Source organism: Nitrospirota bacterium (assembly GCA_040756155.1).
In the GTDB taxonomy this organism is placed as follows: domain Bacteria; phylum Nitrospirota; class Thermodesulfovibrionia; order JACRGW01; family JBFLZU01; genus JBFLZU01.
Genome location: JBFLZU010000048.1, coordinates 44,244 through 51,919 on the forward strand (window position 1 = coordinate 44,244; position 7,676 = coordinate 51,919).

The 7,676-nt window shown below is 42.3% G+C and carries 6 protein-coding genes and 1 tRNA gene; all 7 read right to left on the reverse strand.

The genetic code is table 11. The annotated features are described in order from the left end of the window. Nucleotides 1-36: 36 nt before the first annotated feature. Nucleotides 37-2,736, reverse strand: coding sequence for a valine--tRNA ligase (locus AB1488_04740; protein ID MEW6409403.1), 2,700 nt, complete (start codon nt 2,734-2,736; stop codon nt 37-39). Between the two features lie 3 nt (nt 2,737-2,739). Then, complete coding sequence (locus tag AB1488_04745) at nt 2,740-3,372, reverse strand: response regulator (GenBank protein MEW6409404.1); 633 nt, start codon at nt 3,370-3,372, stop codon at nt 2,740-2,742. A gap of 49 nt (nt 3,373-3,421) precedes the next feature. Further along, nucleotides 3,422-3,497: transfer RNA gene (locus tag AB1488_04750), tRNA-Ala, on the reverse strand. An 89-nt stretch (nt 3,498-3,586) separates the two neighbouring features. Continuing rightward, complete coding sequence (locus AB1488_04755) at nt 3,587-5,263, reverse strand: ribonuclease J (GenBank protein ID MEW6409405.1); 1,677 nt, start codon at nt 5,261-5,263, stop codon at nt 3,587-3,589. Between the two features lie 2 nt (nt 5,264-5,265). After that, nucleotides 5,266-6,201, reverse strand: coding sequence for an ornithine carbamoyltransferase (gene argF / locus AB1488_04760; GenBank protein MEW6409406.1), 936 nt, complete (start codon nt 6,199-6,201; stop codon nt 5,266-5,268). Beyond that, entirely contained in the window at nt 6,198-7,400 is a 1,203-nt protein-coding gene (locus tag AB1488_04765) for an acetylornithine transaminase (GenBank protein ID MEW6409407.1), read from the reverse strand. Before AB1488_04765 ends, argF begins: the two co-directional genes overlap by 4 nt. 105 nt (nt 7,401-7,505) lie before the next feature. Further along, a partial coding sequence (locus tag AB1488_04770) for a 50S ribosomal protein L27 (protein ID MEW6409408.1) occupies nt 7,506-7,676 on the reverse strand: 171 nt, incomplete at its 5' end.

The following is a 7,676-nucleotide window of genomic DNA, read 5'->3' on the forward strand; positions in this document are numbered from 1 at the left end:
TTTACCTAAAAATAGGTCAGGCATCCTACCTGACATCTATCTTTCTATCTCATCCAATCTCCTAAGAGATTCACCAATTCTATTTAATCTTTCCTGCAGACCATGGTATCTGTTCCTGTCTTTTTCTACCACCTCCTTCGGTGCCTTTGTTATAAAGTCTTCGTCTGTCAGTTTCCTTGATAAGAATGATACCTCTTTATCAATCTTGTCCATTTCCTTCTCAAGCCTCCTTCTCTCTGCAGAAAAGTCAAGCACCCCTTCTAACGGAACAAATATCTCCATAGATGGGGTTATCGTGGTTGCAGCCATCTTTGGTTTAATAATCCCTTTACCAATCTTTACCTCTTTTGTTTTAGAAAGCCTCTGCACATAATGGAGATTAGAATTGAGCACATTGATGGCTTGTTCATCCTTGACATTTATAAACGCCTTTATATAAGAAGATGGCGGTATATTCATTTCACCCCTTATATTTCTGATGGCTGATATAGCCTCTATTGTTGTTGTCATTTTAGCCTCTGCGTCTATATCTATCTGTGATGTATCCTGACGGGGAAATTCGGCAATGGTGATACTTGGGGCACCCCATGGGGACTCACGGCTGGATGTGTGGGGTAGCTTCTGCCATATTTCCTCTGAGACAAAAGGCATAAATGGATGTAGCAGTCTTAATATGGAATCAAATACGCTGATAAGATGGATTTGGGGGAGGGTCCCCTTTATCATCTCTAAATACCAGTCACAGAACTCATGCCATACAAACTGATATACTGTCCCGGCTGCCTCATTAAATCTATATTCCTCAAGGAACCTGTTTACTTCGCCGACTATCCTCTGCAGTCTGCTCAATATCCACCGATCTGGTAAGTTAAGAGTTGAGAGTTGAGAGTTGGGAGTTGAGAATTTTTGACTGTTGACTGCCTCAAAACTGCCGACTGCATCTATGTTCATCAAAACAAATCTTGCTGCATTCCAGAGCTTGTTTACAAAATGCCTGTAACCTTCAATCCTTTCCTCTGAAAGTCTTATATCTCTTCCCTGAGATGAAAGCGAAACAAGTGTGAAACGGAAGGCATCGGTTCCGTATTTACTTATCATCTGAATTGGGTCAATCACATTACCCTTAGACTTGCTCATCTTCTGCCCTTCTGCATCCCTTATCAGTGCATGGATATAAACATCCTTAAATGGTATTTCCCCCATGAATTTCAAACCCATTATAATCATCCTTGCAACCCAGAAGAAGAGGATGTCAAAACCGGTCACCAGAACATCAGTAGGGTAAAAGGTCTTCAGTTCAGGTGTTTCATCTGGCCATCCAAGTGTAGAAAATGGCCAGAGAGATGAGGAAAACCAGGTGTCAAGGACATCCTCGTCTTGAATCAATTCTCTGGAACCACAGTAAGGGCATTCCTCTGGGATGTCAATTGCCACAACAATTCCATTCTGCATTCCGCATTCAGCATTCCGCATTTCTTTACAATACCATGCAGGTATTCTGTGTCCCCACCATATCTGTCGGGATATACACCAGTCCTTTATGTTCTTCATCCAATCAAAATATGTGTTTTCCCACTGAGCGGGGATGATGCGTATCTTGCCACTCTTGACTGCCTCTATAGCTGGTTCAGATAGTGGTTTCATACGAATAAACCACTGTTCTGAAATCAATGGCTCCACCACTGTCTTACATCTATAACAGTGTCCTACAGCATGGATATAGTCCTGGGATTTTACTAAATATCCTCCTGTTGTAAGATCGTCTATGACAGCATGACGACACTGATAGCGGTCAAGCCCTGCATATCTTCTGCCTGCTTCTGGAGTCATTCTACCATCATTCCCGATAACGGTGACCTGAGGAAGCCTGTGTCTCAATCCAATTTCAAAGTCATCTGGGTCATGTGCAGGGGTAACCTTTACGGCACCTGTTCCAAAATCAGGGTCAACAGCCCTCTCGGCTATCACAGGTATTTCTCTTCCGACAAGTGGTAGAGTTAGTATCTTTCCGATATATTTCTTATAGCGGTTGTCATCGGGATGAACTGCAACCGCTGTATCTCCAAGCATCGTCTCAGGTCTTGTTGTTGCTACTGTTATGGAACCTTTACCCTTTGTGGCTGGATACTTAATAAAATAGAGTTTTCCTTTAGTAGATTCATGCTCTACCTCTAAATCTGAAAGGGCTGTGCGACATCTTGGACACCAGTTTATAATGTAATTACCCTTATAAATAAGGCCCTCCCTGTAAAGCCTTACAAATACCTCTTTTACTGCCCTTGAGAGACCTTCATCCATTGTAAATCTCTCTCTCTCCCAGTCACATGAAGCACCGAGAGCCTTTAACTGATTGATAATCGTTCTACCCGAGTCTTCCTTCCACTTCCATATCCTCTCGATGAACCTATCTCTTCCCAGCGATTGACGATTTGTCCCTTCTTCTGAAAGCTGTCTTTCTACAACATTCTGCGTAGCAATACCTGCATGGTCAACACCGGGAAGCCAGAGCGTATTGTATCCAGACATTCTTTTCCACCTGATAAGTGTATCCTGAAGTATGGTATTAAGGGCATGTCCCATGTGAAGGGAACCTGTTATGTTTGGTGGAGGGATTACAATACAATAAGGAGGACGGGAACTATCTGTACTTGCATGAAAATAATTCCTCTCAAGCCAGAAATCATACCACTTTTTCTCTACATCTTTTGGATTATAAAATTTGCTGAGTTCTTTCACCTGCTACTCGCCAGCCCTCAGCCGTTCTATCTCTTTAGAAATGAGCATCTCTGCTGTATCTGGTAAAACCTCCCATAATACTTTGTCAATGGAGTCTTTGAGCAGTGGAAGCAGAGAGGTCTGAAGCATTTCTTTAATGGTTTTCTCTATAGTATCTTTCATGGTTTCATCTAAAATCTTCCTAACAGCATTCTCTAAAGCCTCTGTACCTTTTGTTTCCTCTATATCGTAGACGGCTGTTCCTGTTTTAGCCTTTAAATCCTGTTTGTAGCACCCGATGAATGATTCGATTTTGTTTATTAATTCTTCTGGTTCAAAAGGTTTAATAATATGTCCACTTGCATTGACTGCTGATACCCTTTCTGTGTCGAGTGGTTCAAATACCTCAGCAAGTAAAATGACAGGCACATCTTTTAATTCATGGTCTGACCTTACAATCTCACAAATCTTATAACCATCTATACCTTCCATAGAAACATCGCATAGTATGATATCTGGTTTTTCTGTCCTTATCAAACGGGCCCCTTCTTCGCTATTATCCACTGATATTACGGTAAATCTGTCTTCTCCTAAAATTTGTTTAACCACCCTGTGTATGGTAATACTGTCGTCTATGAGAAGAAGTTTTATCGTCATATCTACCAAAGTGCTGAAGGCTAAAGCACTGAAATCTTCAGCTCTAAAATGGTGGAGCTGAGGGGGATCGAACCCCTGACCTCATGAATGCCATTCATGCGCTCTCCCAACTGAGCTACAGCCCCATTTTAAAAAATCTTAGCACCTACCATCATTTTTTGTCAAGGGGATTACTACCCCTGCAAGTAATAAACGTCAGGGAGTCATGTAGTTTTTATATCTCTATTATTATCGGTAGTATCATCGGTTTTCGGTCCATCTTTTTTAAGATGTATTTCCTCAGGATATTTCTCACTGTAGCCTGAACTATAGACCAGTCTGACCTTATCTCCTGCCCCATCGGAAGCAGAGTATCATTTACCAGTTCCTTCACTTCGGCGAGTATCTCCTGTGATGCGTCTTCAAAGATGAATCCCCTTGAGACAATATCAGGGCCTGAGAGAACTTTACCTGTTAGCTTTTCTATACCTATGATGACAATAACCACACCATCGTGTGCAAGTCTCATACGATCCCTTATCACGACCTCACCAACATCACCGACACCCTTTCCATCAATGAATACCCTTCCAGCAGTTACCTTTCCTGCCCTCCATGCCCCACCATGAGAAAACTCAACCACACTACCATCTTCGAGTATGAAGATATTTTCCTTTGGAATCCCGACTTTCTCTGCAAGTCTTGCATGATAAACGAGGTGTCTGTATTCTCCATGCACAGGGATGAAATATCTTGGTCTTATCATATTCAGCATCAGCTTCAGCTCTTCTTTGCTTGCATGTCCTGAAACATGTATTTCAGAGACTTTCTCATAAATGACATTTGCACCTCTTTTAAAAAGGTGGTCTATGACCCTTGTTATAGACCTCTCGTTACCAGGGATCATCTTTGCTGATATTATAACTGTATCACCTTCTTTTATCTTTACAGATTTATATTCGTCAACCGCCATCCTTGAAAGCACAGACATAGGTTCTCCTTGACTTCCAGTTGTAATGATGACAACGCTGTCATCCGGGAGTTTCTTTATGTCATCCATTTTGAGCCATGTATCTGCTGGTATCTTTAAATAGCCAAGTTCGAGAGCAATCCTGGCATTATCCACCATGCTCTTACCACTCAGAACAACCTTTCTGCCAAACATGGTTGCGACATCTATAACCTGCTGGATGCGGTGTATATTGGAGGCAAAGGTCGCAACGATTATCCTTTTTTTTGCATTTACAAAGATATCTTCAAATGCCCTGCGGACTTCTTTTTCTGAAAAGGTATAGCCACCTTTCTCTGCATAGGTGCTGTCTGAAAGCATAACAAGTGTTCCTCTATTACCATACTCAGCAAATCTATGGAAATCCATTAGCTCTCCATCAACCGGTGTTGGATCGAGCTTGAAATCCCCTGTATGCACAACTAATCCTACTGGTGTTGTTATTCCAAGTCCTACACCATCAACAATACTGTGAGTAACCCGCACAAACTCTATGCTGAATACTCCTAACTGTATTACTTCTCTTGGTTTTACAGGTATAAGCTCTACCTTGCTATGAAGTCCGTACTCCTTAAGACGTTCTGTTGCGAGTCCAAGGGTTAAAGGTGTACCATATACTGGTACATTTAACTCGGAAAGAAGATGCGGAAGCGCACCTATATGATCTTCATGACCATGTGTAAGGACGATGCCCCGGAATTTTTCCCTGTTTTCTATTAAATAACTGAAATCAGGGATAACGATGTCTACACCGAGCATCTCTTCTTCTGGAAACATCAAGCCGACATCTATAAGAATTATATCATTGCCATACTCGATGACGGTGGAGTTAAGCCCTATTTCACCAACGCCCCCTAATGGAATGATAGAAAGTGGAGGGCAGGGAATGTGTTCGCTGTGCATTTTCAGCCTTTCAAAGAGGAACCGAGGTATATATCCAGAATTGCCTTTTCAACATAAAGACGATTTTCTGCCTGTTCAAAAACAACAGAGTTTGGACCATCGATCACTTCAGCGGTTATCTCCTTGCCTCTGTATGCCGGCAGACAGTGCATTACCATAACATCCTTCTTTGCTCTGTTGACAATCTGCTGATTAATCTGGTAATCTTTAAAGGTATCTATCCTCTGTTTTTTTTCAGATTCCTGCCCCATGCTCGTCCAGACATCTGTATAAAGGACATCCACATCTTCTACAGCCTCAACGGGGTCATTGAGCACCTCTATCCTGCATCCATTCTTTTTTGCATCGTTCATCGCCTTATCAACGATCTCTTTGTTAGGTTCATACCCTTTAGGACACGCCAGTACAATATCCATACCTACCTTGGAAGATCCTTCTATTAAAGAGTGTGCAACATTGTTTCCATCACCAAGATAGGCTAACCTTATACCCCTGAATCCACCTTTTTTTTCTTTTATGGTGAAGAGGTCTGAAAGTCCCTGACAGGGATGATGCATATCTGTAAGTCCATTTATTACAGGGATGGATGAACACTCTGCAAACTCTTCAAGTGTCTTCTGTGAAAATGTCCTCACAACCATACCATCGAGATACCTTGATAGTACCTTTGCGGTATCTGCTATACTTTCTCCTCTGCCAAGCTGTGTCTCTAAGGGTGTAAGGAATATTGCCTGTCCACCGAGTTGATACATCGCTACCTCGAATGAGACCCTTGTCCTTGTAGATGCCTTCTCAAAGAGCATGCCGAGACTTTTCCCTATAAGAGGGCAGGAGGTTTTACCCTGCTCCTTTTCCTTTTTATAACATAACCCCTTCTCGAGTATTTTTTCTATATCATCGGTGTTTACTTCACCGATGGTAAGCAGGTCTTTTCTCATACATAAATTCCCGCATGAAATACATCATCCAGCACATTAAGTACTATATCTATTTCCTTCTCCGTAACTATGAGAGGAGGCATGAACCTCAGGACATTTCCGTTTGTACAGTTTATCAACACACCCTTTCCCATACATGCATTAACAATCTTGCTACCCTCTGTGATGAGCTCCATTCCCAAAAGGAGTCCCCTTCCCCTGACATCTGTGATTATGTGATACTCCTGCTTTAATTCCATTAGTCCCTTCTTGAAGTATTCCCCCATCCTTCTACAGTTATCGAGGATAAACCCATCCTCTATTGTTACTTCGAGTGCGATAGATGCCCCGGCACATGCGAGTGGATTTCCTCCAAAAGTAGATGCATGCGAGCCCGGTGTAAAGACCTTTGCCATCTCTTTTCGAGCGAGCGTTGCACCTATAGCAAGACCATTGCCGAGTCCCTTGGCAAGGGTCATTATATCTGGTTCCATATCTTCCTGTTCGTAGGCAAAGAGGGCTCCTGTTCTGCCCATTCCTGTTTGGACCTCATCAAGTATAAGAAGTATGCCCTTTTCTCTACATATCTCCTTTAACTTCTTGAGATAGCCTTCAGATGGGACTTTAACGCCACTTTCACCCTGAATAGGCTCGACCATTATGGCACATACATCATCTGTAATTGCATCCTTGATCGCATCGATGTCGTTGTATGGAACATATTTAAAGCCTGGCAGAAGAGGTTCGAATCCCTTCTGGAATCTCTCCTGTCCTGTAGCAGAAAGGGTTGCAAGTGTCCTTCCGTGAAATGAACCATACATTGTTATTATCTCGAATCTTCCTTCACCGTAATGTTCCCTGGAGTATTTTCTTGCAAGTTTAATTGCTGCCTCGTTTGCCTCTGCACCGCTATTTGAGAAAAAGACCTGGTCTGCAAAGGAATTCTCTACGAGTAGTCTTGAGAGTCTTATCTGGGGTTCTGTGTAATAGAGGTTTGATACATGCAGGAGTCTCTGTGCCTGTTTCTGGATAGCGACCGCTACCTTTGGATGACAGTGACCGAGATTATCAACCGCAATTCCTCCCACAAAATCAAGATATTCCTTGCCATCGGAGTCATAGACCTTCATTCCCCTTCCCTTTATCAGCACAATGGGGAATCGGTTGTAGGTATTCATAATGTATTTCTTTGAATCATCAATCAATTTCTGGGTGTGCATTTCTTATTAACTTTAACATAAAGACACTAAAAAATCTACCCCCATTAAATAAAAAACCCCTTACCTCTCAGGTAAAGGGCTTTGTTTATGAGGATTTTATTTCTACTATGCCACTGCGTAAACGCTGACCTGCGTCTTGTCTCTGCTTTTATACTCAAACCTTACTATACCGTCTATCCTCGCATACAGCGTATCATCACTACCCTTACCAACATTTACACCAGGATGGAATTTAGTCCCCCTCTGTCTTACAAGTATGCAACCTGACTTGACGGC

Coding starts and splice junctions, on each gene's coding strand:
- AB1488_04745 (MEW6409404.1), bottom strand. CDS start 3,372: ATGACGATAAAACTTCTTCTCATAGACGACAGTATTACCATACACAGG.
- AB1488_04755 (MEW6409405.1), bottom strand. CDS start 5,263: ATGCACAGCGAACACATTCCCTGCCCTCCACTTTCTATCATTCCATTA.
- argF (MEW6409406.1), bottom strand. CDS start 6,201: ATGAGAAAAGACCTGCTTACCATCGGTGAAGTAAACACCGATGATATA.
- AB1488_04765 (MEW6409407.1), bottom strand. CDS start 7,400: ATGCACACCCAGAAATTGATTGATGATTCAAAGAAATACATTATGAAT.